The sequence below is a fragment of the Trabulsiella odontotermitis genome, from assembly GCF_001297775.1.
Classification (GTDB): domain Bacteria; phylum Pseudomonadota; class Gammaproteobacteria; order Enterobacterales; family Enterobacteriaceae; genus Trabulsiella; species Trabulsiella odontotermitis.
Window position 1 is genome coordinate 14,181 of the sequence record NZ_LIFX01000003.1, and the last position, 25,664, is coordinate 39,844.

The 25,664-nt window shown below is 56.4% G+C and carries 25 protein-coding genes and 1 other RNA gene; 20 read left to right on the forward strand and 6 right to left on the reverse strand.

The window, feature by feature from the left end; genetic code table 11:
* Nucleotides 1-73: 73 nt before the first annotated feature.
* Nucleotides 74-709 carry an arginine exporter ArgO gene (gene argO / locus AOY23_RS03620; protein WP_054177476.1) on the forward strand — a complete coding sequence of 212 codons (636 nt, stop codon included), beginning with the start codon at nt 74-76 and terminating at the stop codon, nt 707-709.
* Between the two features lie 91 nt (nt 710-800).
* Nucleotides 801-1,544 (forward strand): oxidative stress defense protein, encoded by a 744-nt coding sequence (locus AOY23_RS03625; RefSeq protein ID WP_054177477.1) that lies wholly within the window; start codon nt 801-803, stop codon nt 1,542-1,544.
* A 39-nt stretch (nt 1,545-1,583) separates the two neighbouring features.
* Here the strand turns inward: AOY23_RS03625 and argP are convergent, their stop codons facing one another.
* Nucleotides 1,584-2,477, reverse strand: a complete 894-nt coding sequence (gene argP / locus AOY23_RS03630) for a DNA-binding transcriptional regulator ArgP (RefSeq protein WP_054177478.1) — start codon at nt 2,475-2,477, stop codon at nt 1,584-1,586.
* Between the two features lie 146 nt (nt 2,478-2,623).
* Between argP and rpiA the strand changes: the two genes are divergently transcribed.
* The 3 genes from rpiA (at nt 2,624) to AOY23_RS03645 (ending at nt 5,438) form a co-directional block, all read left to right on the forward strand.
* Nucleotides 2,624-3,283 (forward strand): ribose-5-phosphate isomerase RpiA, encoded by a 660-nt coding sequence (gene rpiA, locus AOY23_RS03635; RefSeq protein WP_038158141.1) that lies wholly within the window; start codon nt 2,624-2,626, stop codon nt 3,281-3,283.
* Nucleotides 3,284-3,559: 276 nt separating this feature from the next.
* Nucleotides 3,560-4,792 carry a phosphoglycerate dehydrogenase gene (gene serA / locus AOY23_RS03640; RefSeq protein ID WP_054177479.1) on the forward strand — a complete coding sequence of 411 codons (1,233 nt, stop codon included), beginning with the start codon at nt 3,560-3,562 and terminating at the stop codon, nt 4,790-4,792.
* A 37-nt stretch (nt 4,793-4,829) separates the two neighbouring features.
* Nucleotides 4,830-5,438: a DUF2238 domain-containing protein gene (locus AOY23_RS03645; protein ID WP_054177480.1), complete on the forward strand. Its 609-nt coding sequence runs from the start codon at nt 4,830-4,832 to the stop codon at nt 5,436-5,438.
* A gap of 4 nt (nt 5,439-5,442) precedes the next feature.
* On the opposite strand, the gene AOY23_RS03650 is transcribed toward AOY23_RS03645, so the two are convergent.
* The 3 genes from AOY23_RS03650 to zapA all read right to left on the reverse strand — a co-directional run bounded on the left by AOY23_RS03650 (nt 5,443) and on the right by zapA (nt 6,621).
* Nucleotides 5,443-6,048, reverse strand: coding sequence for a 5-formyltetrahydrofolate cyclo-ligase (locus AOY23_RS03650; RefSeq protein ID WP_054177481.1), 606 nt, complete (start codon nt 6,046-6,048; stop codon nt 5,443-5,445).
* 17 nt (nt 6,049-6,065) lie between these two features.
* A non-coding RNA gene (gene ssrS / locus AOY23_RS21500) (6S RNA) lies at nt 6,066-6,249 on the reverse strand.
* A gap of 42 nt (nt 6,250-6,291) precedes the next feature.
* Complete coding sequence (zapA, locus tag AOY23_RS03655; RefSeq protein WP_038158105.1) at nt 6,292-6,621, reverse strand: cell division protein ZapA; 330 nt, start codon at nt 6,619-6,621, stop codon at nt 6,292-6,294.
* A 166-nt stretch (nt 6,622-6,787) separates the two neighbouring features.
* Here zapA and AOY23_RS03660 point away from each other — a divergent pair, with 166 nt between their 5' ends.
* The 8 genes from AOY23_RS03660 to trhA all read left to right on the forward strand — a co-directional run bounded on the left by AOY23_RS03660 (nt 6,788) and on the right by trhA (nt 16,928).
* Nucleotides 6,788-7,366 (forward strand): YecA/YgfB family protein, encoded by a 579-nt coding sequence (locus AOY23_RS03660; protein ID WP_152958380.1) that lies wholly within the window; start codon nt 6,788-6,790, stop codon nt 7,364-7,366.
* Nucleotides 7,367-7,389: 23 nt separating this feature from the next.
* Nucleotides 7,390-8,706 (forward strand): Xaa-Pro aminopeptidase, encoded by a 1,317-nt coding sequence (gene pepP / locus AOY23_RS03665; RefSeq protein ID WP_054177483.1) that lies wholly within the window; start codon nt 7,390-7,392, stop codon nt 8,704-8,706.
* The gene (ubiH, locus tag AOY23_RS03670; RefSeq protein ID WP_054177484.1) at nt 8,703-9,869 is read left to right on the forward strand and encodes a 2-octaprenyl-6-methoxyphenyl hydroxylase; all 1,167 of its coding nucleotides are present in this window, start codon (nt 8,703-8,705) and stop codon (nt 9,867-9,869) included. Before pepP ends, ubiH begins: the two co-directional genes overlap by 4 nt.
* Before the next feature lie 11 nt (nt 9,870-9,880).
* A complete protein-coding gene (gene ubiI, locus AOY23_RS03675; protein WP_054177485.1) occupies nt 9,881-11,083 on the forward strand; it encodes an FAD-dependent 2-octaprenylphenol hydroxylase in 1,203 nt (400 codons plus the stop codon).
* Between the two features lie 421 nt (nt 11,084-11,504).
* Nucleotides 11,505-12,599, forward strand: a complete 1,095-nt coding sequence (gene gcvT, locus AOY23_RS03680; RefSeq protein WP_054177486.1) for a glycine cleavage system aminomethyltransferase GcvT — start codon at nt 11,505-11,507, stop codon at nt 12,597-12,599.
* A 27-nt stretch (nt 12,600-12,626) separates the two neighbouring features.
* Nucleotides 12,627-13,016 carry a glycine cleavage system protein GcvH gene (gene gcvH / locus AOY23_RS03685; protein ID WP_054177487.1) on the forward strand — a complete coding sequence of 130 codons (390 nt, stop codon included), beginning with the start codon at nt 12,627-12,629 and terminating at the stop codon, nt 13,014-13,016.
* 132 nt (nt 13,017-13,148) lie between these two features.
* Nucleotides 13,149-16,022 carry an aminomethyl-transferring glycine dehydrogenase gene (gcvP, locus tag AOY23_RS03690; protein WP_054177488.1) on the forward strand — a complete coding sequence of 958 codons (2,874 nt, stop codon included), beginning with the start codon at nt 13,149-13,151 and terminating at the stop codon, nt 16,020-16,022.
* A gap of 240 nt (nt 16,023-16,262) precedes the next feature.
* Nucleotides 16,263-16,928: a PAQR family membrane homeostasis protein TrhA gene (trhA, locus tag AOY23_RS03695; RefSeq protein ID WP_054177489.1), complete on the forward strand. Its 666-nt coding sequence runs from the start codon at nt 16,263-16,265 to the stop codon at nt 16,926-16,928.
* A gap of 55 nt (nt 16,929-16,983) precedes the next feature.
* On the opposite strand, the gene ygfZ is transcribed toward trhA, so the two are convergent.
* On the reverse strand, nt 16,984-17,964 hold the full coding sequence (gene ygfZ, locus AOY23_RS03700) for a tRNA-modifying protein YgfZ (protein ID WP_054177490.1): 981 nt from the start codon (nt 17,962-17,964) through the stop codon (nt 16,984-16,986).
* Between the two features lie 246 nt (nt 17,965-18,210).
* On the opposite strand from ygfZ, the gene sdhE reads away from it, so the two are divergent.
* Both sdhE and AOY23_RS03710 read left to right on the forward strand, forming a co-directional pair.
* Nucleotides 18,211-18,477 (forward strand): FAD assembly factor SdhE, encoded by a 267-nt coding sequence (gene sdhE, locus AOY23_RS03705; protein ID WP_054177491.1) that lies wholly within the window; start codon nt 18,211-18,213, stop codon nt 18,475-18,477.
* Nucleotides 18,458-18,868 carry a protein YgfX gene (locus AOY23_RS03710; RefSeq protein ID WP_054177492.1) on the forward strand — a complete coding sequence of 137 codons (411 nt, stop codon included), beginning with the start codon at nt 18,458-18,460 and terminating at the stop codon, nt 18,866-18,868. The genes sdhE and AOY23_RS03710 overlap by 20 nt, the downstream gene beginning before the upstream one ends.
* A gap of 9 nt (nt 18,869-18,877) precedes the next feature.
* Here AOY23_RS03710 and fldB read toward each other — a convergent pair whose 3' ends face one another.
* A complete protein-coding gene (gene fldB, locus AOY23_RS03715) occupies nt 18,878-19,399 on the reverse strand; it encodes a flavodoxin FldB (RefSeq protein WP_054177493.1) in 522 nt (173 codons plus the stop codon).
* Nucleotides 19,400-19,500: 101 nt separating this feature from the next.
* Here fldB and xerD point away from each other — a divergent pair, with 101 nt between their 5' ends.
* The 5 genes from xerD to lysS all read left to right on the forward strand — a co-directional run bounded on the left by xerD (nt 19,501) and on the right by lysS (nt 25,590).
* Nucleotides 19,501-20,397, forward strand: a complete 897-nt coding sequence (xerD, locus tag AOY23_RS03720) for a site-specific tyrosine recombinase XerD (protein ID WP_054177494.1) — start codon at nt 19,501-19,503, stop codon at nt 20,395-20,397.
* Nucleotides 20,398-20,419: 22 nt separating this feature from the next.
* Nucleotides 20,420-21,133 (forward strand): bifunctional protein-disulfide isomerase/oxidoreductase DsbC, encoded by a 714-nt coding sequence (gene dsbC / locus AOY23_RS03725; protein WP_054177495.1) that lies wholly within the window; start codon nt 20,420-20,422, stop codon nt 21,131-21,133.
* 5 nt (nt 21,134-21,138) lie between these two features.
* A complete protein-coding gene (gene recJ / locus AOY23_RS03730; protein ID WP_054177496.1) occupies nt 21,139-22,872 on the forward strand; it encodes a single-stranded-DNA-specific exonuclease RecJ in 1,734 nt (577 codons plus the stop codon).
* A gap of 89 nt (nt 22,873-22,961) precedes the next feature.
* A protein-coding gene (gene prfB, locus AOY23_RS03735; protein ID WP_152958428.1) for a peptide chain release factor 2 occupies nt 22,962-24,060 on the forward strand; the annotation gives its coding sequence in 2 pieces (ribosomal slippage) (nt 22,962-23,036 and nt 23,038-24,060; 1,098 coding nt in all).
* Nucleotides 24,061-24,069: 9 nt separating this feature from the next.
* Nucleotides 24,070-25,590, forward strand: a complete 1,521-nt coding sequence (lysS, locus tag AOY23_RS03740; protein WP_054177498.1) for a lysine--tRNA ligase — start codon at nt 24,070-24,072, stop codon at nt 25,588-25,590.
* Nucleotides 25,591-25,664 lie beyond the last annotated feature (74 nt).

Sequence of the window (25,664 nt, forward strand, 5' to 3'; positions counted from 1 at the left end):
TATTATCAATTTCCGCTAATGATGTTCTCGCGATATAGTTTGCATCCATACTGAACAGAACGAGAAAACTGTCGTGTTATCTTATTATTTTCAAGGGCTTGCTCTTGGCGCTGCCATGATCCTGCCGCTCGGCCCGCAAAACGCATTTGTGATGAACCAGGGGATCCGCCGCCAGTACCACATCATGATTGCATTGCTCTGCGCACTGAGCGATCTGCTGCTGATTTGCGCCGGTATTTTTGGCGGCAGCGCGTTGCTGATGCAGTCGCCCTGGCTGCTGGCGCTGGTCACCTGGGGTGGCGTGGCGTTTCTGCTGTGGTACGGTTTTGGCGCGCTGAGAACCGCGATGAGCAGCAACCTTGAACTGGCCAGCGCGGAGGTGATGAAGCAGGGGCGCTGGAAGATTATTGCCACCATGCTGGCGGTCACCTGGCTCAATCCGCACGTCTATCTGGATACCTTCGTGGTGCTGGGCAGCCTGGGCGGGCAGCTTGAGGCCATCCCCAGACGCTGGTTTGCGATGGGCACTGTCAGCGCCTCGTTCCTGTGGTTCTTCGGACTGGCGCTGCTGGCGGCCTGGCTGGCGCCACGACTGCGGACGGCAAAAGCGCAGCGCATCATCAATATGCTGGTCGGGCTGATAATGTGGTTCATCGCGTTTCAACTGGCAAAAGAAGGTGTTACGCACGTTCATACGCTGTTCAACTAAGGCTTATCTGATGGACATTTGTTTATCTGCCGCTAAGCTTGCTGGCATGCGCCCTGTTTTTGGGTGAACAACGTAACATGGAGGAACGACAGTGAAGTTCAACGTGATGGCCCTTGCGGCATTCATTGGTTTAAGTGGCATGTCGGTACAGGCAACTGAATTGCCGGACGGCCCGCACATCGTCACTTCAGGGACGGCAAGCGTAGACGCAGTGCCGGACATCGCCACCCTGGCGATTGAAGTCAACATTGCGGCAAAAGACGCCGCAACGGCGAAGAAGCAGGCTGACGACCGTGTTGCGCAATATCTCTCCTTCCTCGAACAGAACGGGGTCGCGAAAAAGGATATCAACTCCGCTAACCTGCGGACACAACCCGATTACGACTATCAGAACGGCAAAAGCATTCTCAAAGGCTACCGTGCGGTACGTACCGTCGAAGTGACGCTGCGCCAGCTCGACAAGCTGAATGCGCTGCTGGATGGCGCGCTGAAAGCGGGGCTGAACGAGATCCGTTCCGTATCGCTGGGCGTTGCGCAACCGGAAGCCTATAAAGACAAAGCACGTAAAGCGGCAATTGATGACGCGGTGCATCAGGCGCAGCAACTGGCCTCTGGTTTTAACGGCAAGCTGGGCCCGGTTTACAGCATCCGCTACCACGTTTCCAACTATCAACCGAGCCCAATGGTACGGATGATGAAAGCCGATGCCGCGCCGGTGTCCGCTCAGGAAACTTACGAGCAGCCGACAATCCAGTTCGACGACCAGGTGGATGTGGTCTTCCAACTGGAGCCTGCCGGGGAAACCACTGCAACGCAGCAGCCCGCAGCACAATAAAACCCCTGAAATGAACAAGGCCGGGAATCCCGGCCTTTTTTAATCCTGTCGCAACACCTTATGCCCGTAATCGATCAGCGCATCGGTGACCCGACGCATCATGCGGCTTTCAGGCGCAAAACGGTGCCAGTAGAGCATCCGGCGCTGGAACAGGCCGGGTGTCAGATCGATAAGCTCGCCGCTCGCCAGCTCTTTTTCGATCTGCAGATGCGGGATCATACAGCAGGTGGTGCTCTGACGCGCCAGTTGCACGAAGGCTTCCGATGAATTCACGATGTGGCACGGTACGCTGCCCGGCGGCAGATCGAAATGCTGCTGCAGGAACGCCTGATGCATATCGTCGAGATGATCAAACGCCACGGCGGGCGCTTTCAGCAGTGCTGAGCGCGTTACGCCGTTCGGGAAATAGCGTTGCGCAAACGGCTTCGAGGCGACAAACAGATAGTCCAGCGCGCCCAGTTGATCGACGAGACAACTCGGCAGCGCCTGCGGCTGAATACTCACCGCGCCCACCACCTCACCCCGACGCAGGCGTTCCTGGGTGCGGGTTTCGTCTTCCACCTGCAGATTCAGGCGGATCGGCGAATCAGACAGTACACTCGCCAGCGCGGGCAGCAGCCAGGTCGCCAGACTGTCGGCGTTCACCGCCAGCGACAGCAGCAGCGGCGTAGAGCCGATTTGCTCATCGCCCAGCCATTCCTCTTCCAGCAATTCGACCTGACGCAACAGCGCCAGCAGCTTTTGTCCCTGCTCGGTCGGACGTGGCGGCACGGTGCGCACCAGCAACGGCTGCCCGAACATATTTTCAAGCTGCTTAATGCGCTGAGAGACAGCCGATTGTGTGATGCACAGCTTCTGCGCTGCGCGCTCAAAGCCACGTTCCCGGATGACGGCATCCAGCGCCTGTAGTGTTCTGTAGTCAGGTCGTTTCATCGGATCTGGCTAACTCCTGTGAAGTCTTTATCTTGCACTATGACATAATTTTGTTTTTGATACAGACCAAATTGGTGACCTCGCAGATCACAAGGCGTTTGCTGATGATCTATAATGCGCGCACCACTCACTCCTTGGGTAACATCATGACGCAGGATGAACTGAAAAAAGCAGTAGGCTGGGCAGCCCTTCAGTACGTACAACCGGGCACTATCGTGGGCGTGGGCACTGGCTCGACGGCCGCGCATTTTATTGATGCGCTTGGCACCATGAAAGGGCAGATTGAAGGCGCGGTTTCCAGCTCGGACGCTTCAACCGAAAAGCTGAAAAGCCTCGGGATCACCGTTTTTGATCTCAACGAAGTGGACAGACTCGGCATCTACGTGGATGGCGCGGACGAAATCAACGACCATATGCAGATGATCAAAGGCGGCGGCGCGGCGCTGACCCGCGAAAAGATCATCGCCTCGGTGGCGGATAAATTTATCTGTATTGCCGATGCATCCAAACAGGTGGCGATCCTCGGTAATTTCCCGCTGCCGGTGGAAGTGATCCCGATGGCCCGTAGCGCCGTCGCGCGTGCGCTGGTCAAACTGGGTGGTCGCCCGGAATATCGTCAGGGTGTGTTAACGGATAACGGCAATGTGATCCTCGATGTGCACGGCCTGGAAATCCTCGACCCGGTCGCGCTGGAAAACGCCATTAACGGCATTCCTGGCGTGGTGACGGTCGGGCTGTTTGCCAACCGTGGCGCGGATGTAGCGTTGATCGGCACCGCCGATGGCGTTAAAACCATCGTGAAATGATCTGACGGGAGGCAAACGTCCTCCCGTAAAAAAATTTCCACAGCGCTATTTTAGTGACTTGTGTCACGTTTTTCCTTCGTGTCTGTTAATCGTTCTGCCATATTTCTCAGCACCAGCATTTTGTCCTGCCTTTTCCGACTGCATGACATTTCTTCAAATTGCCGACGCAAACGTTCATATTGCCGCGATAATTATTTTTGATATGTTGCTTAGATGGACTTTTGTCCAACACAACATCACAAAGCAACATCAGAAAGAAAAAGACAGGACGAGGAAATGGCTAAGGTATCACTGGAAAAAGACAAGATTAAATTTCTGTTGGTCGAAGGGGTGCACCAGAAAGCGCTGGACAGCCTGCGTGCGGCTGGTTACACCAATATCGAATTTCATAAAGGCGCGCTCGATAACGAGCAACTGAAAGCGTCGATCCGTGATGCGCATTTCATCGGCCTGCGATCCCGTACGCACCTGACGGAAGAGATTATCCAGGCGGCAGAAAAACTGGTCGCTGTGGGTTGTTTCTGTATCGGCACCAACCAGGTTGATCTCAACGCGGCGGCAAAACGCGGTATTCCGGTGTTTAACGCGCCGTTCTCGAATACCCGTTCCGTGGCGGAACTGGTGATTGGCGAGTTGCTGCTGCTGCTGCGCGGCGTGCCGGAAGCGAACGCGAAAGCGCATCGCGGCATGTGGAACAAACAGGCCGTCGGTAGCTTTGAAGCGCGCGGGAAAAAACTCGGCATCATCGGCTACGGCCATATTGGTACGCAACTGGGCATTCTGGCGGAATCGCTGGGAATGCACGTCTACTTTTATGACATTGAAAACAAACTGCCGCTGGGTAACGCCACGCAGGTTCAGCATCTCTCTGATCTGCTGAATATGAGCGACGTGGTCACGCTGCACGTGCCGGAAAACGCCTCCACCAAAAACATGATGGGGCAAAAAGAGCTGGCGCTGATGAAACCTGGCTCGCTGCTGATCAACGCCGCACGCGGCACCGTGGTTGACATTCCGGCGCTGTGCGAGGCGCTGGCGAGCAAGCATCTGGCCGGAGCGGCGATTGACGTCTTCCCGACGGAACCTGCCACCAACAACGATCCATTCGTATCGCCGCTGAGCGAGTTCGATAACGTGATCCTGACGCCGCACATCGGCGGCTCCACCCAGGAAGCGCAGGAAAACATCGGTCTGGAAGTCGCGGGCAAACTGACGAAGTACTCTGACAATGGCTCCACGCTGTCAGCGGTCAACTTCCCGGAAGTGTCTTTGCCGCTGCATGGCGGTCGTCGTCTGCTGCACATCCACGAAAACCGTCCGGGCGTGCTGACCGCGCTGAACCAGATTTTCGCTGAGCAGGGCGTGAACATTGCGGCGCAGTATCTGCAAACCACGCCGCAGATGGGCTACGTGGTAATCGACATCGAAGCCGATGAAGACGTGGCGGAAAAAGCGTTGCAGAGTATGAAGGCCATTCCGGGCACCATCCGCGCACGTTTACTTTTTTGACAGAAAAAAGGGACCCCGTCGCGGGTCCCTGCTACTTATGAATAAAACTCAACTTTTTGTCGGAGCGCTGCTCCTGCTTCTGAGCCTTATCTGGACCGGCCTCGGTACGCACGATCTCCTCACATGGTTGATGGAGGTCACGCCAGTCATCATCATTGTTCCGTTGTTGCTCGCCACGCATGTGCGCTATCCGTTGACGCCGTTGCTCTACACGCTCATTTTCTTTCACGCAATTATCTTGATGGTGGGAGGAATGTATACCTACGCCAAAGTGCCGATTGGTTTCGACGTACAGGCATGGCTGGATCTAAGCCGCAACCCGTATGACAAGCTCGGCCACTTTTTCCAGGGGCTGGTGCCCGCGCTGGCGGCACGAGAAATCCTCACTCGTGGCGGCTACGTTCGGGGGCGTAAAATGCTCGCGTTTGTGGTGTGCTGCATTGCGATGGCAATCAGCGCGACCTACGAGCTTATCGAGTGGTGGGCGGCGCTGGCTTTAGGGCAGGGAGCGGATGATTTCCTCGGAACGCAGGGCGACCCGTGGGATACACAGTCGGATATGTTCTGTGCGCTGCTGGGTGCGCTGACAACGGTGCTATTTCTCGGCGGCTGGCATACCAGACAATTGCGGAAAATCGGCAGTTAGCCGTTTACGATCCAGGCCACAGCCACAGTTTTGACGGCGTGACGACGGCGGGCAGGGGAATATCCCACTGCGCCGTCGGCAAGGCATCGACCTGCTGACAATCATGGGCGTAACCCACCGGGTGCAGGCCATGCTGCTGCCAGCGTTGCAGCGTGCGATCATAAAATCCACCACCCATACCAAGGCGCTGGCCTTCGGCATCAAACGCCACCAGTGGGGTTATCAACACATCAAGACGATTCAGGGGCAACACGTCGCGCACGTCGAGTTTCGGCTCCTGAATTTTCAGACGATTGACCACCAGTTCGCTGTGCGGATGGTAGTGCAGGAACAGCAGATTGCCCGGACTGAACGGATGGAGCACCGGAAGGTATACGCGTTTCCCGGCGCGCCAGAGTTGTTCAATCAGTGGTTGCGTATCCAGTTCGCCATCAAAAGAGAGAAACAGCGCAACAGTGTGCGCCATCACCACGGGCGAATACGCCATCATGCGGGCGGCGGCCTGTTGGGCGAAATGCTGTTGCTGATGTGAAGTTAATGCGCGACGACGTTGCCGGATGTGCTGGCGAATGTCTTGTCTGGATAAGGGTGTTTCAGGAAGTTGGGTCATGGGCGTTGAGAAGAGAGGGAATCTCCGAGATGCCGCCGCAGGCTGTAACCCTTGAACCCGTGGTTCAAGGTGAATACGTCGTCACAGTCTTAAGGCTTCTCGGACTAACCGAGCATGCGCACCGACCATGGAGCGTCGCATTCTTGTTGTTTCAAATATCGGCTCAGGGGACTGGCCCGCTTGCGAACATCTCAGAGAAATTTTTGTCTTCAGGGTCACTCTACCACAGTTAACCATGAAGTGTTATTCAAACTTTTGCCCCGTTCTTTCGGTTATGCGACCCTGGTCAAGCAATGCCTGTTCAATGGTCTGTTGTAGCATCCGAATACGCTGCTCCATGCTGGCGGCGTAGTCACGGGTCTTTGCTTTTTCCTGCGTTAACTCATAGCTGATGTTCAATGCGGCAATGAAAACCAGCTGTTCAGTATTTGTGACTCTAGTGCGTTCTTTCAGATCGTGCAACCGCTGATTTAGATCGTCCGCAGCCTGATTCAGGGCATCCCTTTGTTCAGGCGGGCAATTCACTCGCAGTGAACGGCCAAAAATTTGGATATCGACGGGTTGTGCAGACATGCCACCTTCCTGCTAATTAACTGCGCGGCCTTCACACCCAAACCCGGGTCTGTGAAGGGGCGACACTATAGCTACCCTGGTGTGATGATACAAGCCCTTTTCTGGTATCACCAGGGTCCAAAGTGGTAGCATAACATGATATTCCTCCCAACGACGATGAATGCGCATGTCTATACAGAACGAAATGCCTGGTTACAACGACGTTAACCAGTTACTGAACCAACAGGGAGTGGGCCTGACTCCCGCCGAAATGCACGGTCTCATCAGCGGGATACTCTGTGGCGGAACCAAGGACAGCAGCTGGCAGCCGCTCATCCATGATCTGACCAACGAAGGTCTGGCGTTCAGCCATGATCTGTCACAGGCGCTGCGTAATTTACACTCCGCCACCAGCGATGCGCTGGAAGACGAAGGCTTCCTTTTTCAACTTTATCTGCCTGATGGCGATGACGTGTCGGTGTTCGATCGCGCCGATGCGCTGGCCGGATGGGTTAACCATTTTTTGCTGGGTCTCGGCGTCACGCAGCCGCGTCTCGATAAGATAAAAGGCGAGACCGGCGAGGCGATTGACGATCTGCGCAACATTGCCCAGCTCGGTTACGACGAAGATGAAGACCAGGAAGAGCTGGAGATGTCGCTCGAAGAGATTGTGGAGTATGTCCGTGTTGCCGCGCTGCTGTGCCACGACACGTTCACGCATCCGCAACCGACCGCACCGGAAGTTCGTAAACCCACACTGCACTAACACACCATGCCCAGGAGGTTGTCATGACACAGCAAGAGTTTGATCGCCGCCGTCAGGCATTGTTAGCGCAAATGCAGCCGGGCAGCGCGGCGCTGATTTTCGCCGCGCCGGAAGCGACGCGCAGCGCGGACAGCGAATATCCGTACCGTCAGAGCAGCGATTTCTGGTATTTCACCGGTTTCAACGAGCCGGAAGCGGTACTGGTGCTGATTAAAAGTGATGACACCCACAACCACAGCGTGCTGTTCAATCGCGTACGCGACCTCACCGCTGAAATCTGGTTTGGTCGTCGTCTTGGCCAGGACGCGGCTCCGGCAAAACTCGGTGTTGACCGCGCGCTGGCGTTCAGCGAAATCAATCAGCACCTGTATCAACTGCTGAACGGCCTGGACGCGATTTACCACGCCCAGGGCGAATACGCGTATGCGGACGGCATCGTCTTCACCGCGCTTGATAAACTCCGCAAAGGCTCACGCCAGAATCTGAGCGCCCCGGCGTCTGTCATCGACTGGCGTCCGCTGGTGCATGAAATGCGACTGTTCAAGTCGCCAGAAGAGATTGCCGTGATGCGTCGCGCAGGAGAGATCACCGCGCTGGCCCATCGTCGGGCGATGGAAAAATGCCGCCCGGGAATGTTCGAATATCAGCTGGAAGGCGAGATTCACCACGAATTTACCCGCCACGGCGCGCGTTACCCGTCCTACAACACCATCGTGGGCGGCGGCGACAATGGCTGCATTCTCCACTACACCGAAAACGAATCGGAGCTGCGCGATGGCGATCTGGTGCTGATTGACGCCGGTTGCGAATACAAAGGTTACGCAGGCGATATCACCCGTACGTTCCCGGTAAACGGCAAATTTACGCCTGCCCAGCGGGCGATTTACGACATTGTCCTGGAATCGCTGGAGACGGCGCTGACGCTCTACCGCCCGGGGACTTCCATGCAGGAAGTGACCGGCGAAGTGGTGCGCATCATGATCCGCGGACTGGTGAAACTGGGTATTCTCAAAGGCGATGTCGAGACGCTGATCACTGAAAACGCGCACCGCAAATTCTTCATGCACGGCCTGAGCCACTGGCTGGGACTGGACGTTCACGATGTGGGTGTCTACGGCACTGATCGCTCACGGCTGCTGGAGCCCGGCATGGTGCTGACCGTTGAACCGGGGTTGTATATCGCGCCGGACGCTGACGTCCCGGCGGAGTATCGCGGTATTGGCATTCGTATCGAGGATGACATCGTGATAACCGAAAATGGCAATGAGAATCTGACCGCCAGTGTGATCAAAAAAGCCGATGACATCGAGGCGCTAATGGCGGCGGCGAGAAAATCATGAGCATCATCATTGTTGGCGGTGGAATGAACGGTGCCACGCTGGCGCTGGCAATCTCACAGCTCAGCGGCGGCAACATGCCGGTGCATCTGGTGGAAGCGGTCACCCCGGAAAGCCAGCAGCACCCGGGTTTTGACGCCCGCGCGATTGCGCTGGCGGCTGGTACCTGTCAGCAACTGGATCGAGTAGGTATCTGGCAGGCGCTGCGCGATTGCGCCACGGCGATCAACACTGTTCATGTCAGTGATCGCGGGCACGCGGGTTTCGTCACGCTGGATGCGGCGGATTACTCCCTTCCGGCGCTTGGCCAGGTGGTCGAACTGCATGATGTCGGGCTGCGGCTGTTTGCCCTGCTGCGCAAAGCGCGCGGCGTCACGTTGCACTGCCCGGCACGCGTTGAGCAGTTTACCCGCAGCGAAACGGGCGTGAGCGTGACGCTTGATACCGGCGAAACTCTGCAGGGAAAACTGCTGGTCGCTGCCGATGGTTCACGGTCGGCGCTGGGCGAGCAGTGCGGCATTCACTGGCAACAGCAACCCTACGAACAACTGGCGGTGATCGCCAACGTCAATACCGCGCTCGCCCATGACGGTCGCGCTTTTGAACGCTTTACCGCATCGGGTCCACTCGCCATGCTGCCGATGTCCGAAGGCCGCTGTTCCCTGGTGTGGTGCCATTCGCTCGACAAACGCGACGAGGTGCTCGGCTGGTCAGACACCCGTTTCTGCGATGAATTACAGAGCGCGTTTGGCTGGCGACTGGGGCGAATCACCCACGCCGGGCAGCGCACCGGTTATCCGCTCACACTCACGACGGCAGATCGCGCCATTTCGCACCGTCTCGCGCTGGTCGGAAACGCCGCGCAGACGCTGCACCCCATCGCGGGGCAGGGGTTCAACCTCGGTTTGCGCGACGTGATGACGCTGGCGGAAATGGTCGCGCCATCCGCCGATCCGGGCGATTATTCACTGCTTTGCCGCTATCAGACGCGGCGTGGCGAAGACAAATCGGCCACCATTGGCGTCACCGACGGGTTAGTGCATCTGTTTGCCAATCGCTGGGCGCCGCTGGTGGTCGGGCGAAATATCGGGCTGATGGCGATGGAATTATTCACCCCGGCGCGTGATGCGCTGGCTCAGCGTACCCTTGGCATGGTGGCGAGATAAGGAGTCATAAAGTGCAAAGTGTTGATGTTGCTATCGTCGGCGGTGGCATGGTCGGGCTGGCAGTCGCCTGTGGTTTACAGGGCAGTGGCCTGCGCGTGGCGGTGTTGGAACAGAATGCGCCGCAGCCGTTGAACGCCGATGCGCCGCCTGCGCTGCGCGTCTCCGCCATTAATGCCGCCAGCGAAAAGTTGCTTTCACACTTGGGCGTGTGGTCGACCATTCAGGCGACGCGAGTCAGTCGCTATCACGGCATGGAAGTGTGGGACAAAGACAGCTTTGGTCGCATTGAGTTTGATGATGAAAGCATGGGCTTTACCCATCTCGGGCATATCATTGAAAACACGGTCATTCACCATGCTCTGTGGCAAAAAGCGCAGCAGTGCAGCGATGTCACTCTGCTGGCGCCCGCTGAAGTGAAGCAGGTGGCATGGGGTGAAAACGAAGCCTTTATTACCCTGAAAGACGCCAGCATGCTGACGGCACGGCTGGTAGTGGGCGCGGATGGCGCGAACTCCTGGTTACGCAACAACGCTGACATTCCGCTGGCGTCCTGGGATTATCGTCATCACGCGCTGGTCGCCACGATCCGCACGGCAGAGCCGCATCAGGCCATCGCCCGGCAGATTTTCCACGGCGAAGGCATTCTGGCGTTCCTGCCGCTGCGCGATCCGCATTTATGTTCGATCGTCTGGTCGTTGTCGCCGCAGGATGCAGAGCGCATGCAGCAGGCGAGTGAAGCGGAATTCAATCAGGCACTGTCGATCGCCTTCGATAACCGTCTGGGATTATGCCAGCTGGAAAGCGAGAGGCTGGTGTTCCCGTTGACCGGACGTTATGCCCGCCAGTTTGCGGCGCATCGCCTGGCGCTGGTCGGCGACGCGGCGCACACCATCCATCCGCTGGCCGGGCAGGGGGTTAACCTCGGCTTTATGGATGCGGCGGAACTGATTGATGAGCTGAAGCGGTTACATCGTGAAGGCAAAGACGTGGGGCAGCATTTTTATCTGCGCCGCTATGAGCGCAGCCGTAAGCACAGCGCCGCGCTGATGCTGGCGGGGATGCAGGGTTTCCGCGAACTGTTCGCGGGCGAGAATCCGGCGAAGAAACTGTTGCGCGATATCGGCCTTAAACTGGCCGACACCCTTCCCGGCGTCAAACCACAGCTGATTCGCCAGGCGATGGGGTTGAACGATCTCCCGGACTGGTTACGTTAACTCCGTCACACTTCTCTCCCCGGCCATCGCGCCGGGACATTTCTCCCTCGTTTGAAATAATCTAATTTGACGCTTTTTTTCGCATTAGTTTTTGTAATGCGGCAAATTTTACGCTGCGCGAATTTGGCCCGCATTTCCGCATAAACTGTCAGCTTGTCCTTGTGTCAGACGCTAAATGTTAATTTTATGTGGCACTAATCGCATTTTCCCAGTGGATAACTCTGTAGAGTTTTTCGCTCATTTTGGTCATAAGCTAATGTGATGACCCGTTTTACCTTATGGTTTACCACTGGGTTCAGTGGTAACTTCGGGTGAAAGAGAACGTTTGCGTCGATGCGCGGGAGTGGCGTCGACGACGGGTTTTGCGGTGAAAAAATACACCGTAGAAGCAGGCTGACCTTGCTTATTCAACGAGGAAAAGATGGTTCAACAGACGCCTTTATATGATCAACACACGCAGTGTGGCGCCCGCATGGTGGATTTCCATGGCTGGATGATGCCGCTGCACTACGGCTCCCAGATTGACGAGCACCACGCCGTACGTAACGATGCCGGTATGTTCGATGTATCCCACATGACCATCGTCGATTTTCACGGCAGCCGGACCCGGGAATTTCTGCGCCACCTGCTGGCGAACGACGTCGCCAAACTCACTACCCCCGGCAAAGCGCTGTACACCGGCATGCTCAATGCCTCCGCTGGCGTCATTGATGACCTGATCGTTTACTTCTTTACGGAAGATTTTTTCCGCCTTGTTGTTAACTCCGCGACCCGCGAAAAAGACCTCGCCTGGATCACCCAACACGCTGAACCTTACGCTATCGACATCACCGTGCGTGATGATCTGTCGCTGATCGCCGTGCAAGGGCCGAACGCGAAGGCGAAAGCCGCCAGCCTGTTTAACGACGAACAACGTAAAGCCGTTGAGGGCATGAAGCCGTTCTTTGGCGTGCAGGCGGGCGATCTGTTCATCGCCACCACCGGCTACACCGGTGAAGCGGGTTATGAAATTGCCATGCCGAATGAGAAAGCCGCAGATTTCTGGCGTGCGCTGGTGGAAGCAGGCGTGAAGCCGTGTGGTCTTGGCGCGCGCGATACGCTGCGTCTGGAAGCCGGTATGAATTTATACGGTCAGGAGATGGACGAAGGCGTCTCTCCGCTGGCCGCCAACATGGGCTGGACCATCGCCTGGGAACCGGCTGATCGCGACTTCATCGGTCGTGAAGCGCTGGAAGCACAGCGTGAAAAAGGCACCGAACAACTGGTCGGTCTGGTAATGACTGAGAAAGGCGTGCTGCGCGGCGAACTGCCGGTACGCTTTACCGACACTCAGGGCAATCAGCAAGAAGGCGTGATCACCAGCGGCACTTTCTCACCAACGCTGGGCTACAGTATTGCGCTGGCTCGCGTGCCGCAGGGCATTGGCGACACCGCCGTGGTGCAAATTCGTAACCGCGAAATGCCGGTCAAAGTGACGAAACCTGTTTTTGTACGCAATGGTAAAGCTGTTGTGTAATCCCTTATTTTTTCTGGAGAAATGTGAATGAGCAATGTACCTGCAGAACTGAAATACAGCAAAGAACACGAATGGCTGCGTAAAGAAGCGGATGGCACCTACACCGTTGGTATCACCGAACATGCGCAGGAACTGCTGGGCGATATGGTTTTCGTCGACCTGCCGGACGTCGGCAAGACGGTTGACGCGGGCGATGACTGCGCCGTGGCCGAATCGGTCAAAGCGGCATCTGACATCTATGCGCCGATCAGCGGTGAAATCATTGCCGTTAACGACGAGCTGAACGACGCGCCGGAACTGGTGAACAGCGAGCCGTATACCGCAGGCTGGATTTTCAAAATCAAAGCCAGCGACGAATCCCAGATTGCCGATCTGCTGGACGCCACCGCGTACGAAGCTTTACTGGAAGACGAGTAACACCTTTTCTTGCCGGATGGCACTGCGTTTATCCGGCCTACTGCACGAACGTAGGCCCGGTAAGCGTCAGCGCCACCGGGCAATTCTGTTACAGACAATTACGATTCACTGCACGTTTCAGGACCATCGCTCATGACACAGACTTTAGGCCAGCTTGAAAACCGCGGCGCATTTATTGAACGTCACATTGGCCCGGATCCTCAGCAACAGCAGGAAATGCTGAAAACCGTTGGCGCCGACTCGTTAAACGATCTCATCAGCCAGATCGTGCCAAAAGACATCCAGCTCGCCACGCCGCCGCAGGTGGGTGAGTCGACAACCGAATTCGCGGCGCTGGCAGAACTGAAAGCCATCGCCGGTCGCAACAAGCGCTTTAAGTCTTACATCGGCATGGGCTACACCGCAGTACAACTGCCGCCGGTGATCCTGCGTAATATGCTGGAGAATCCGGGCTGGTATACCGCCTACACCCCGTATCAGCCGGAAGTGTCGCAGGGCCGCCTGGAAGCGCTGCTCAACTTCCAGCAGGTCACGCTGGATCTGACCGGGCTGGATATCGCTTCCGCCTCGCTGCTCGATGAAGCCACCGCCGCGGCAGAAGCGATGGCGATGGCCAAACGCGTCAGTAAACTGAAAAACGCCAACCGCTTTTTCGTTGCCGCCGACGTGCACCCGCAGACACTGGACGTGGTGCGTACCCGCGCGGAAACCTTTGGTTTCGACGTGATTGTTGATGATGCCGACAAAGTGCTGGATCACCAGGATGTATTTGGCGTGCTGTTGCAGCAGGTCGGTACGACCGGGGAAGTTCACGATTACAGCGCGCTGATTGCGGAGCTGAAATCCCGCAAAGTGGTGGTCAGTGTCGCTGCCGACCTGATGGCGCTGGTGCTGCTGACTGCGCCGGGAAAACAGGGCGCGGACATTGTGTTCGGCTCCGCCCAGCGTTTCGGCGTGCCGATGGGCTACGGTGGTCCGCATGCGGCCTTCTTTGCTGCAAAAGACGAATTCAAACGCTCTATGCCAGGCCGTATTATCGGCGTGTCGAAAGATGCTGCCGGCAACACCGCGCTGCGCATGGCGATGCAGACCCGCGAGCAGCACATCCGCCGCGAGAAAGCGAACTCCAACATTTGTACCTCTCAGGTACTGCTGGCTAACATCGCCAGCCTGTACGCCGTGTTCCATGGTCCGGCAGGGCTGAAGCGCATTGCGGGTCGCATTCATCGGCTGGCCGACATTCTGGCCGCGGGCCTGCGACAGAAAGGTCAGAAACTGCGTTTTGCCCACTTCTTTGACACCCTGTGTGTGGAAGTGGCCGACAAGGCTGCGGTGCTGGCCCGTGCGGAAGCCGCTGAAATCAACCTGCGCAGCGACATCGTCGGCGCGGTAGGCATCACGCTCGACGAAACCACCACCCGCGAAGACATTCAGACATTGTTCAGCGTCATTCTCGGCGATAACCACGGTCTGGATATCGACGCGCTGGATAAAGACGTGGCGCACGACAGCCGCTCGATTCCGGAAGCGATGCTGCGCAACGATGCGATCCTGACGCATCCGGTGTTTAACCGCTATCACAGCGAAACCGAGATGATGCGCTACATGCATTCGCTGGAGCGTAAAGATCTGGCGCTGAACCAGGCGATGATCCCGCTGGGCTCCTGCACCATGAAGCTCAACGCCGCCGCCGAAATGTTACCGATCACCTGGCCGGAATTTGCCGAACTGCACCCGTTCTGTCCAACGGAGCAGGCGGAAGGCTACCAGCAGATGATTAGCCAGTTGTCAGACTGGCTGGTGAAACTGACCGGTTACGACGCGATTTGCATGCAGCCGAACTCCGGCGCACAGGGCGAATACGCAGGTTTGCTGGCGATTCGCCATTATCACGAAAGCCGTAACGAGGGGCATCGCGACATCTGTCTGATCCCAAGCTCAGCGCACGGCACCAACCCGGCTTCCGCGCAAATGGCGGGCATGCAGGTGGTGGTCGTGGCCTGCGATAAAAACGGCAACATCGATCTGGCGGATCTGCGCGCGAAAGCGGAGCAAGCGGGTGAAAACCTCTCCTGCATCATGGTGACCTACCCGTCCACCCACGGGGTGTACGAAGAGACCATCCGTGAAGTGTGCGAGATCGTGCATCAGTTCGGTGGTCAGGTGTACCTCGATGGCGCAAACATGAACGCCCAGGTGGGCATCACCTCGCCAGGCTTCATCGGCGCGGACGTCTCGCACCTGAACCTGCACAAAACCTTCTGCATTCCGCACGGCGGTGGCGGCCCGGGTATGGGGCCGATCGGCGTGAAATCGCACCTTGCACCGTTTGTTCCAGGCCACAGCGTGGTGCAGATTGAAGGCATGCTGACCCGTCAGGGCGCGGTTTCTGCCGCACCGTTCGGTAGCGCCTCGATTCTGCCGATCAGTTGGATGTACATCCGCATGATGGGCGCGGAAGGGCTGAAGCAGGCGAGCCAGATGGCGATCCTCAACGCCAACTACATCGCCAGCCGCCTGAAAGACGCGTTCCCGGTGCTGTACACCGGTCGTGATGGTCGCGTGGCGCACGAGTGTATCCTTGATATTCGTCCGCTGAAAGAAGAGACCGGCATCAGCGAACTGGATATCGCCAAGCGCCTGATCGACTACGGTTTCCACGCGCCGACCATGTCTTTCCCGGTCGCGGGAACGCTGATGGTGGAGCCGACGGAATCAGAAAGCAAAATCGAACTGGACCGCTTTATCGACGCGATGCTGGCCATTCGCAGCGAAATCGATCGCGTGAAACAGGGCGAGTGGACGCTGGAAGATAACCCGCTGGTTAACGCGCCGCACATTCAGCGCGAACTGGTAGCCGAGTGGGATCACGGTTACACCCGCGAGCAGGCGGTGTTCCCGGCAGGTTTCGCCAACAAATACTGGCCGACGGTAAAACGTCTGGACGATGTTTACGGCGACCGCAATCTGTTCTGCTCCTGCGTACCGATGAGCGAATACCAGTAATTACGACGTACTGACTGTGAGCCGGGTAATCGTAAAGGTTACCCGGCTTTTTTTATGTCGTTGAAATTAAACGTTTTAAGAAAAAGGAACGTGTGTGCGTTGAAATCTGATTGTAACATTATGATTTTATAGTGGTTACAAATGATAACGGTTTTATTTTAGCTAACAGGTGTTCACTGGAATTATTCTCAGTTACGCTATGTAGGTGTTAAAAGTAGATTCGTTTTCCCGGAGCTCATCATGGTTCGCAAACCATTAATCACACAGGGTTACTCACTGGCAGAGGAAATTGCCAACAGCATCAGCCATGGTATCGGGCTGGTGTTTGGCATCGTCGGTCTGGTGTTGCTGCTGGTGCAGGCGGTTGATGCGAAAGCCAGCGCGATGGCGATAACCAGCTACAGCCTGTACGGCGGCAGCATGATCCTGCTGTTTCTCGCCTCAACGCTATACCACGCCATTCCGCATCAGCGGGCAAAAATCTGGCTGAAAAAATTCGACCACTGCGCCATCTATTTGTTGATTGCCGGTACCTACACGCCGTTCTTGTTGGTGGGTCTCGATTCACCGCTGGCGCGTGGTCTGATGATTGTTATCTGGAGCCTGGCGCTGCTGGGGATCCTCTTCAAACTGACTATCGCGCACCGCTTTAAGGTGCTGTCGTTAATCACCTATCTGACGATGGGGTGGCTGTCGCTGATCGTGGTTTATCAACTGGCGACTAAGCTGGCGGTTGGCGGCGTGACGCTGCTGGCGGTCGGCGGGGTGGTCTATTCGCTGGGGGTGATTTTTTACGTCAGTAAACGCATCCCGTACAATCATGCTATCTGGCACGGATTCGTGCTCGGCGGCAGTATCTGCCATTTCCTGGCAATTTATTTGTATGTGGGGCAGGTGTCACCGTAATTGCCCCACATACAAAATCAGCAGGACGGGTAAGGCGAAGCCGCCACCCGGCGATTTACTCTTCGAGCGAATAAGGCAGCGGCTCGATGCTTAACGTGTTGGCATCGTCACGCACACGGAACACGCTGTCCGGCTCCATGTCATTGTTCATCACTACCTGCGCCAGTAAACGTCCGTCGTCGAGTTGAACCGCGGCGAGCACGGTACCGGTGCGGCGCCAGTTTTCACCCATCTTCAGTTCAAGATCTTCACCCGCTTCCGGTACGCGGCTGGCTGTGCCCGCCAGATACCACATTGCACGCTTGTTAGCGCCGCGGAATTTCGCCCGGGCAACCATCTCCTGCCCGGTGTAGCAACCTTTCTTAAAGCTGATGCCGCCCAGTGCCTGCAGGTTCGTCGCTTGCGGGATAAACTGGCCGCTGTTGGCGCTGTCAATAACCGGTAGCCCGGCTTCGATGTCCAGCGCCAGCCATTGTGGGCTGTTGTTGAGCTGCGCTTCACCGCGCAGGGCGTCAGTGACGCGCTGTGCCGTAGCGGCATCGGTGACCAACAGGAAACGTTCGGCAGGCTGTTCGAACCACAGCACGGTGGTGTCGCCGTCCCGGATGACCTGACTATCGGCGTCCGGCAGTGCTGAAAACAGATTTGCCAGCGCCGCGCGGGCCTGGAACCCTGCCACGCCCAACAGAACGCGTTCATCATCCGGGGCAATCACGACTTTAGAGAAAACGGCGTATTTCTTCAGCTCAGTCAGTTGGGTGTCACGCAGGCTGCGGCGCTCGATCCACGTAAAACCTTCACCGGAACGGAACAGGCGCAGATTACTCCACATTTTGCCTTTTCCGTCACAGTGCGCGGCCAGCAGGTGCTGGCTTTCCGTCATGTGATCGACATCAGCAGTAACCTGACCCTGCAGGTATTTCTGGCTGTCCGCGCCGGTGATCGTCGCCAGCGCCCAGTCATCAAGGGTAATCAGCGTCAGCGGCAGACGTGCGGAGGCGGAAGGCTGGCGCGGAGGAAACGGAGTAAAAGCCATAATAATGTCCTGAATTGCTTAACGCTTGAATAATGACTAATGGTAAAAGAGACAGTGCCTAATGCAAGCGCTTTCAACAGGCCATTTGTGCCGTTTTACGGTTCTGCGTAGCGTTACGGAAAAAACTGAAAACCTTGCACATCAAAGGGTTTTTTGCTGGATCAGCGCCGCACAGTTTAATATTACTGTAAAGTAAGGGCGGAAAACGCGTTAAACTATTCTGTATTGTTATGCAGGAAGGACAACATGGACATTAATAATAAATCTCGCATCCACTGGGCATGCCGTCGTGGTATGCGTGAACTTGATATTTCCATCATGCCGTTTTTTGAGCATGAGTACGACACGCTGACTGACGACGACAAGCGCCTTTTTATTCGTCTGCTGGAGTGCGACGACCCGGATCTGTTTAACTGGCTGATGAATCACGGAAAACCCGACGATGCCGGGTTACAGCGCATGGTGCTCTTAATTCAGACACGGAATCGGGAACGTGGTCCTGTGGCAATCTGATCTTCGCGTCTCGTGGCGCTCGCAATGGATTTCTCTGCTGCTGCATGGTGTTGTGGCGGCGGTAGTATTGCTGATGCCCTGGCCCCTCAGTTACACCCCGTTGTGGCTGTTGCTGCTGTCGCTGGTGGTGTTCGACAGCGTACGCAGCCAGCGGCGAATTAACGCCCGGCAGGGTGAAATCAAATTGCTGATGGACGGGCGGCTTCGCTGGCAAAATCAGGAGTGGGAAATCCTCGGCACACCGTGGATGCTGAGTTTTGGTATGTTGCTGCGTTTGCGTCGGATGGGGCAACGTCGCAGCCAGCATTTGTGGCTGGCGGCAGACAGCATGGATAACAAAGAGTGGCGCGATTTGCGCCGGGTCATTCTGCAAAGACCGGCGCAGGAATAGTGTGTGACGTCAGGCGAATTGCTCGGCCATCTCGCCGAGAATTTGCTCGCACCAGGTCTGAATGCGTTCGTCGCTCAGATCGTACTGATTGGTTTCATCCAGCGCGAGGCCGACGAACAACTGCCCGTCAGCAATGGTCGGTTTCGGGCTGGTGAACTCGTAACCTTCTGTTGGCCAGTAGCCAATGAATGTCACACCTTTCGTCGCCAGCTTGTCGTGCAGCATGCCAAGCGCGTCAAGGAACCATTCGCCATAACCCAGTTGATCACCCATTCCGTACAGCGCGACGATTTTGCCCTGCAGGTTCAGCGTATCAAGCTGGTCCCAGACGGCCTCCCAGTCTTCCTGAATTTCACCGAAATCCCAGGTAGGGATGCCGAGGATGAGCACATCGTACTGCTCCATGAGTGCTGGTGAGTCATCCTTCACATTATGCAGCGTGACCAGTTCGCTACCGATAATGTCACGAATTTTCTCCGCCGCCATTTCGGTGTAGCAGGTACTGGAACCGTAGAAAAGACCAATCTTCATCGCCTGAACATCTCATTTCTTGCTATGACTTCGCGCTAGTGTAACAGAAATGCGGTCTGTTCAGGCATAATGGCACGGGTTGCAAACTCAGAGGGGCCGATGTGGAAAAGGATCTCGCACTTATCGAACAGTTTCTTGATGCGTTGTGGCTTGAGAAAAATCTGGCGGAAAATACGCTCAACGCCTATCGTCGGGATCTGTCCATGCTGGTTGAATGGTTGCAGCATCGCGGGTTAACGCTTGAGACGGTGACGAACGAAGATCTCCAGTCGTTGCTGGCGGAGCGGCAGGCGGGCGGTTATAAAGCCACCAGCTCTGCACGGTTGTTGAGTGCCATGCGTCGGCTTTTCCAGCATCTGTATCGCGAAAAAATCCGCACTGATGATCCGAGCGCGCGTCTGGCGTCGCCAAAACTGCCGCAGCGGCTGCCGAAAGATCTCAGCGAGGCGCAGGTTGACCGGCTTTTACAGGCGCCGCTGGTTGACCAGCCGCTGGAGTTACGCGATAAAGCCATGCTGGAGGTGTTGTATGCCACAGGGCTTCGCGTGACCGAGCTGGTAAGCCTGACGATGAGCGATATCAGTTTGCGACAGGGCGTGGTGCGCGTCATTGGTAAAGGCAACAAAGAGCGGCTGGTGCCGCTGGGCGAAGAGGCCATTTACTGGCTGGAGAATTACCTTGAGTATGGTCGCCCCTGGCTGCTGAACGGCGTCTCCCTTGACGTCCTGTTTCCCAGCCAGCGCGCGCAACAGATGACGCGTCAGACCTTCTGGCACCGAATTAAACACTATGCCCAACTGGCAGGCATAGACAGCGAAAAACTATCGCCGCACGTGTTACGACATGCGTTCGCGACACATCTGCTGAACCACGGCGCGGATCTCCGCGTGGTGCAGATGTTACTGGGGCACAGCGATCTTTCAACGACGCAGATTTACACCCATGTCGCCACCGAACGCCTGCGGCAACTTCATCAACAGCATCACCCGCGAGCGTGAGTGCTGATAAAAAGGAAAAGGTATGAAAAAAGGTTTACTGATGTTCACTCTGCTGGCCGCCTCGCTGTCCGGAATGGCTCATGCGGATGATGCCGCCATCAAACAGTCGCTGACCAAACTTGGCGTTCAGAATCCGGATATTCAGTCCGCGCCAGTGGCGGGCATGAAAACCGTGCTGACCGACAGCGGCGTGTTGTATGTGACCGAAGACGGCAAACACATTATTCAGGGACCAATGTACGACGTCAGCGGCGCGCAGCCGGTTAACGTCACCAATCAACTGTTGATGACTCGCCTGGATGCGCTGCAAAAAGAGATGATCGTCTACAAAGCGCCGCAGGAAAAACACGTCATTACGGTTTTCACCGACATTACCTGCGGCTACTGCCACAAGCTGCATGAAGAGATGAAAGACTACAACGCGCTGGGCATTACCGTGCGTTATCTGGCGTTCCCGCGTCAGGGTATCCAGAGCCAGGCGGAGCAGGATATGAAAGCCATCTGGTGTGCGAAGGATCGTAACAAAGCCTTTGATGACGCGATGGGCGGTAAAGATGTACAACCGGCAAGCTGCGACATTGATATCGCTAAACACTATGCGCTCGGCGTGCAGTTTGGCGTGAACGGCACGCCAGCGATTGTGCTGAACAATGGCTATGTCGTACCGGGTTACCAGGGGCCAAAAGAGATGAAAGCCTTCCTGGACGCACACCAGAAACAGACCAGCGGTAACTGATTCGCGTGAAAGCACAGATTCAACTTCGTCGTCGTGAAGTCGACGACACGGTGCAGCTTCCCGGGGATCTTCCCGCTCTGTTGCGCCGTCTGTACGCCAGCCGCGGTGTAAAAAGCGCCGACGATCTCGAACGAAGCGTCAAAGGGATGCTGCCCTGGCAACAGCTCAGCGGCGTGGAGAAAGCCGTAGAGATCCTCTACAACGCCTTCCGCGAAGGAGTGCGGATCATGGTGGTGGGCGATTTCGACGCCGATGGCGCCACCAGTACGGCGCTGAGCGTGCTGGCTATGCGTGCGCTGGGCTGTGAAAACGTCTCCTATCTGGTGCCTAACCGTTTCGAGGACGGCTACGGCCTCAGCCCGGAAGTGGTTGAACAGGCGCATGCGCGTGGCGCGCAACTGATCGTCACTGTCGATAACGGCATTTCTTCCCATGCCGGTGTGGAACGCGCGCATGCGCTGGGCATTCCGGTGCTGGTCACGGATCACCACCTGCCGGGTGACACGCTCCCTGCCGCTGAGGCGATCATCAACCCTAATCTGCGCGACTGCGATTTCCCGTCGAAATCACTGGCGGGAGTCGGTGTTGCGTTTTACCTGATGCTGGCGTTGCGCACGCACTTGCGTGATAACGGCTGGTTTGAGACGCGCGGCATCGCGGTGCCGAATCTGGCGGAACTGCTGGATTTGGTGGCACTGGGAACCGTCGCTGACGTGGTGCCGCTTGATGCCAACAACCGCATTCTTACCTGGCAGGGGCTGAGCCGCATCCGTGCGGGCAAATGCCGTCCGGGGATCAAAGCCTTACTGGAAGTGTCTAATCGTGACGCGCAGAAACTGGCGGCAAGCGATCTCGGCTTTGCGCTGGGCCCGCGGCTGAATGCGGCGGGGCGGCTGGATGATATGTCTGTCGGCGTGGCGCTGTTGTTGTGCGACAACCCCGGTGAAGCGCGGGTGCTGGCGAACGAGCTTGATGCGCTCAACCAGACGCGTAAAGAGATAGAGCAGGGGATGCAGGCGGAAGCGCTGACCCTGTGTGAAAAACTGGAACGCAGCCGGGCAACGCTGCCGGGCGGGCTGGCGATGTATCACCCCGAATGGCATCAGGGCGTGGTGGGCATTCTGGCGTCGCGGATCAAAGAACGTTTTCACCGCCCGGTGATTGCTTTCGCCCCTGCGGGTGATGGCACGCTGAAAGGCTCCGGGCGCTCCATTCAGGGGCTGCACATGCGTGATGCGCTGGAGCGGCTGGATACGCTGCATCCGGGGCTGATGATCAAATTCGGCGGTCATGCCATGGCGGCGGGGCTGTCGCTTGAAGAGGCGCGTTTCGACGAGTTCCAGCGGCGCTTTGGCGAACTGGTGACCGAATGGCTCGACCCCTCGCTGTTGCAGGGCGAAGTGGTCTCCGATGGCCCGCTCTCTCCGGCGGAAATGACGCTGGAAGTGGCGCAGATGTTGCGCGATGCCGGTCCGTGGGGACAAATGTTTCCAGAGCCGCTGTTCGACGGACGCTTTCGCCTGTTGCAACAGCGCATCGTGGGTGAGCGGCATCTGAAGGTGATGGTGGAGCCTGTCGGCGGCGGGCCGCTGCTGGATGGCATCGCTTTTAATATCGACACCACCTGCTGGCCCGATAACGGCGTGCGTGAAGTGGAGCTGGCATATAAGCTGGATATCAATGAGTTTCGTGGCAACCGAAGCGTACAGCTTATCATTGACAATATCTGGCCCGGATAACCGTGATATTCGCTATAAAAAAAGGCGGAAATCCGTTAAAATTCCGACTTTATCGCCGCATTTTACAAGTCCATTAAAGAAAACAGACCATGTTTGAAATTAATCCGGTAAAAAACCGCATTCAGGATCTCACCGAACGTTCCGACGTTCTTAGGGGGTATCTTTGACTATGATGCCAAGAAAGAGCGTCTCGAAGAAGTAAACGCCGAGCTGGAACAGCCGGATGTCTGGAATGAACCCGAACGCGCACAGGCGCTGGGCAAAGAACGTTCCTCCCTCGAAGCCATCGTGGAAACGCTGGATCAAATGACCCAGGGGCTGGAAGATGTTTCCGGCTTACTGGAGCTGGCCGTTGAGGCCGACGACGAAGAAACCTTCAATGAAGCGGTAGCTGAGCTTGATCAACTGGAAGAGAAGCTGGCTCAGTTAGAATTCCGTCGCATGTTCTCTGGTGAATACGACAGTGCTGACTGCTATCTCGATATTCAGGCCGGTTCCGGTGGTACGGAAGCGCAGGACTGGGCGAGCATGCTGTTGCGTATGTACCTGCGCTGGGCCGAAGCGCGCGGATTCAAAACCGAAGTCATCGAAGAGTCAGAAGGTGAAGTTGCGGGCCTGAAATCCGCCACCATCAAAATTTCCGGTGACTACGCCTATGGCTGGTTGCGCACGGAAACCGGTGTTCACCGTCTGGTACGTAAGAGCCCGTTTGACTCCGGTGGCCGCCGCCATACCTCGTTCAGCTCCGCGTTTGTCTACCCGGAAGTGGATGACGATATCGACATCGATATCAACCCGGCTGATTTGCGTATCGACGTCTATCGCGCGTCAGGCGCGGGCGGGCAGCACGTTAACCGTACGGAATCAGCGGTACGTATTACCCATATTCCGACCGGGCTGGTGACGCAGTGTCAGAATGACCGTTCACAGCACAAGAACAAAGACCAGGCCATGAAGCAGTTGAAAGCGAAGCTTTATGAACTGGAAATGCAGAAGAAGAATGCCGAGAAGCAGGCGATGGAAGACACTAAATCCGACATCGGCTGGGGGAGCCAGATCCGCTCTTACGTCCTGGACGACTCGCGCATTAAAGATTTGCGTACTGGTGTAGAGACCCGCAATACCCAGGCCGTGCTGGATGGCAGCCTGGATCAATTTATCGAAGCAAGTTTGAAAGCAGGGTTATGAGGAACCAAAATGTCTGAACAACAAGCACAAGGTGCCGACGAGGCAATTGACCTTAATAATGAACTGAAATCCCGCCGTGAAAAGCTGGCCGCGCTGCGTGCAGAGCAGGCTGTTGCTTTCCCGAATGATTTCCGTCGCGATCATACCTCTGACCAGTTGCACTCTGAATTCGATGGAAAGGAAAACGAAGAACTCGCCTCCCTGAACGTTGAAGTCTCTGTTGCTGGCCGTATGATGACCCGTCGAATCATGGGTAAAGCGTCCTTCGTCACGCTGCAGGACGTTGGTGGCCGCATTCAGCTGTATGTGTCACGTGACGATTTGCCGGAAGGCATTTACAACGAGCAGTTCAAAAAATGGGATCTCGGAGACATCGTTGGTGCCCGCGGTAAACTGTTCAAAACGCAGACGGGTGAGCTTTCCATTCACTGTACTGAACTGCGTCTGCTGACCAAAGCCCTGCGCCCGCTGCCGGATAAGTTCCACGGCCTGCAGGATCAGGAAGCCCGTTATCGTCAGCGTTACCTGGATCTCATCGCGAATGATGAATCCCGTCGTACCTTTAAAGTGCGTTCTCAAATCCTCGCTGGCATGCGCAAATTCATGGTTGAGCGCGGCTTCATGGAAGTAGAAACCCCGATGCTGCAGGTGATCCCGGGTGGTGCGTCTGCACGTCCGTTCATCACGCACCACAACGCGCTGGATATGGACATGTACCTGCGTATCGCGCCGGAACTGTACCTGAAACGTCTGGTTGTTGGCGGCTTCGAACGCGTTTTCGAAATCAACCGTAACTTCCGTAACGAAGGTATCTCCGTTCGCCATAACCCTGAGTTCACCATGATGGAACTCTACATGGCTTACGCTGATTACAAAGATCTGATCGAGCTGACCGAATCGCTGTTCCGTACGCTGGCCGAAACCGTGCTGGGTAAAACGGAAGTGCCTTACGGCGAACACACGTTCGACTTTGGCAAGCCGTTCATCAAACTGACCATGCGTGAAGCTATCAAGAAATACCGTCCGGAAACCAACATGGCGGATCTCGATAACTTCGACTCTGCGAAAGCCATCGCGGAATCTGTCGGCATTCATGTTGAGAAGAGCTGGGGTCTGGGCCGTATCGTCACTGAGATCTTCGACGAAGTGGCAGAAGCGCACCTGATTCAGCCGACCTTCATCACCGAATACCCGGCTGAAGTGTCTCCGCTGGCGCGTCGTAATGACACAAACCCGGAAATCACTGACCGCTTTGAATTCTTCATCGGCGGCCGTGAAATTGGTAACGGCTTCAGCGAACTGAACGATGCGCAGGATCAGGCGCAGCGCTTTAAAGATCAGGTTGCTGCGAAAGATGCTGGCGACGACGAAGCCATGTTCTACGACGAAGACTACGTCACCGCGCTGGAACACGGTTTGCCGCCGACTGCCGGTCTGGGTATCGGTATCGACCGTATGATCATGCTGTTTACCAACAGCCACACCATTCGCGACGTTATTCTGTTCCCGGCCCTGCGCCCACAGAAATAATCGTCTGACGGTGAAAAGCCCCTGGCTCGTGAGAGCAAAGGGGCTTTTTTTTGGTTGCAGATTAGCTATATCGG

Excerpts from the sequence above, each read along its gene's own strand:
- gcvP (WP_054177488.1), top strand. The coding sequence starts at position 13,149 with ATGACACAGACTTTAGGCCAGCTTGAAAACCGCGGCGCATTTATTGAA.
- serA (WP_054177479.1), top strand. The coding sequence starts at position 3,560 with ATGGCTAAGGTATCACTGGAAAAAGACAAGATTAAATTTCTGTTGGTC.
- AOY23_RS03650 (WP_054177481.1), bottom strand. The coding sequence starts at position 6,048 with ATGACCCAACTTCCTGAAACACCCTTATCCAGACAAGACATTCGCCAG.
- AOY23_RS03660 (WP_152958380.1), top strand. The coding sequence starts at position 6,788 with ATGTCTATACAGAACGAAATGCCTGGTTACAACGACGTTAACCAGTTA.
- fldB (WP_054177493.1), bottom strand. The coding sequence starts at position 19,399 with ATGAAGATTGGTCTTTTCTACGGTTCCAGTACCTGCTACACCGAAATG.
- AOY23_RS03645 (WP_054177480.1), top strand. The coding sequence starts at position 4,830 with ATGAATAAAACTCAACTTTTTGTCGGAGCGCTGCTCCTGCTTCTGAGC.
- rpiA (WP_038158141.1), top strand. The coding sequence starts at position 2,624 with ATGACGCAGGATGAACTGAAAAAAGCAGTAGGCTGGGCAGCCCTTCAG.
- ubiH (WP_054177484.1), top strand. The coding sequence starts at position 8,703 with ATGAGCATCATCATTGTTGGCGGTGGAATGAACGGTGCCACGCTGGCG.
- lysS (WP_054177498.1), top strand. The coding sequence starts at position 24,070 with ATGTCTGAACAACAAGCACAAGGTGCCGACGAGGCAATTGACCTTAAT.
- sdhE (WP_054177491.1), top strand. The coding sequence starts at position 18,211 with ATGGACATTAATAATAAATCTCGCATCCACTGGGCATGCCGTCGTGGT.
- argP (WP_054177478.1), bottom strand. The coding sequence starts at position 2,477 with ATGAAACGACCTGACTACAGAACACTACAGGCGCTGGATGCCGTCATC.
- gcvH (WP_054177487.1), top strand. The coding sequence starts at position 12,627 with ATGAGCAATGTACCTGCAGAACTGAAATACAGCAAAGAACACGAATGG.
- pepP (WP_054177483.1), top strand. The coding sequence starts at position 7,390 with ATGACACAGCAAGAGTTTGATCGCCGCCGTCAGGCATTGTTAGCGCAA.
- ygfZ (WP_054177490.1), bottom strand. The coding sequence starts at position 17,964 with ATGGCTTTTACTCCGTTTCCTCCGCGCCAGCCTTCCGCCTCCGCACGT.
- trhA (WP_054177489.1), top strand. The coding sequence starts at position 16,263 with ATGGTTCGCAAACCATTAATCACACAGGGTTACTCACTGGCAGAGGAA.
- gcvT (WP_054177486.1), top strand. The coding sequence starts at position 11,505 with ATGGTTCAACAGACGCCTTTATATGATCAACACACGCAGTGTGGCGCC.
- dsbC (WP_054177495.1), top strand. The coding sequence starts at position 20,420 with ATGAAAAAAGGTTTACTGATGTTCACTCTGCTGGCCGCCTCGCTGTCC.
- zapA (WP_038158105.1), bottom strand. The coding sequence starts at position 6,621 with ATGTCTGCACAACCCGTCGATATCCAAATTTTTGGCCGTTCACTGCGA.